Annotated in this window: 1 protein-coding gene and 1 pseudogene; both read left to right on the forward strand. The window is 71.9% G+C overall.

The features are described 5' to 3' along the window. Positions 1-319: pseudogene (locus D588_RS28530) on the forward strand (SMC-Scp complex subunit ScpB); the annotation flags it as partial. Further along, positions 312-1,636 (forward strand): pseudouridine synthase (locus D588_RS0111175; RefSeq protein WP_026143597.1); only part of this gene is annotated, 1,325 nt, incomplete at its 3' end. The pseudogene D588_RS28530 and the gene D588_RS0111175, both read left to right, overlap by 8 nt.

A 1,636-nucleotide genomic window follows, 5' to 3' on the forward strand; every position in this document is an offset into this window, starting at 1 on the left:
TGCAGCCGCCGGCGAACCCGCCGAGCCTGCCGCGACGGCGCAGGCAGACGCGGCCGATGCCGACGCTGCCGCCGACGCAGAAGCACGCGACACCGCAGCACCGCACACCCCCGCGACCGACGACGCCCACGCGCCGGCGGCCACGGATTCCACGACCGCCCCGACGGGCGAACCCGAAGCCGCGCCGGGAGAGCGCGCGGCGGATGCGAACGAAGCCGAAGACAACGCCGTCGCGACGACGACCGTGGCTGTTGACGATGCCGATTCCGAACCACAGGCCGACGCGCAACGCGCCGGCCGGAGCCAAGTAAATGAGTGACACCTCCCGCAAGCTGTCGTTGAACAAGCTCTCGCTCAAGCGCGACGCCGCTGCCGCCGAGCAGCCGAAACTGGAAGAACGCCTGCACAAGGTCCTGGCCCAGGCCGGACTGGGCTCGCGCCGGGCGCTGGAACAGCGCATCGCCGACGGCCTGGTCAAGGTCAACGGCGAGGTCGCGCAGACCGGCATGTCGATCCGCAGCGGCGACAAGATCGAGCTGGACGGCCGCAGCTTCGTCGCCAGCGCGCTGACCGAGCCCTCGCGCGTGCTGATCTACAACAAGCCCGAAGGCGAAGTGACCACGCGCGAAGATCCCGAAGGCCGCCCGACCATCTTCGAGGCGCTGCCGGCGCTGAAGGGCGCGCGCTGGATCGCGATCGGCCGCCTGGACATCAACACCACCGGCCTGCTGCTGCTCACCACCGACGGCGAGCTGGCCAACGCGATGATGCACCCCTCCTACGAGATCGAGCGCGAGTACGTGGTGCGCGTGCGCGCCCCGGAAGGCGAAGAGACCGTGCCCGACAGCATGATCGAGCGGCTCTCGCGCGGCGTGCTGCTGGAGGACGGCGGCGCCAAGTTCGACGAGATCGAACGCATCGGCGGCACCGACTCGCACGACTGGTTCCGGGTGGTGGTCAAGGAAGGCCGCAACCGCGAGGTGCGGCGCCTGTGGGAATCGCAGGGCTGCCAGGTCAGCCGGCTCAAGCGCACCCGCTACGGCAAGATCGCGCTGCCGCGCGAACTGCTGCGCGGGCATTCGATGGAACTGGCGCAGGACAAGGTCGAGGCGCTGCGCGCCGAGCTGAAGCTGGAGGAAGGCACCCCGTCGGCGCTGACCCTGCAGCCGGTGATCGGCCAGCGCAAGGCGGCCAAGGCCACCGTGCAGGTCGGCCGCGGCGGCAACGCCTACGTCAACGGCCACAACACCGCCGACGAAGGCCGCGAGCTGCGCCGCTTCGACACGTTCCGCGAGGACCGCGGCCGCGGCCGCGGCGGCAAGAAGCCGCACGGCGGCCTGACCGTGAGCGGCGAAATGGCCGCCAAGCAATCGCAGAAGCCGTTCAAGCAGCGCACGCCGAAGGGCCCCAAGCCGCTGCCGGACGGCAACCCCGCCGCGTTCCGCACCTGGTACGTGCCCGATGGCGTCAGCACCGGCCCGACCGGCCACCGCAATGCCGGTCCCGGCGGTCGTGGCCAGGGTCAGGGTCAGGGGCGTCCCTACGCCAAGCCGCGTCCGGCCGGTGCCGGCGCCGGTGCGGGCGCCGGCCAGGGCCGCGGTCCGGGCCAGCAGCGCAAGGCGCACCCCTACGGGCA

The sequence above is a fragment of the Xanthomonas sp. SHU 308 genome (genome assembly GCF_000364645.1).
GTDB lineage: Bacteria > Pseudomonadota > Gammaproteobacteria > Xanthomonadales > Xanthomonadaceae > Xanthomonas_A > Xanthomonas_A sontii.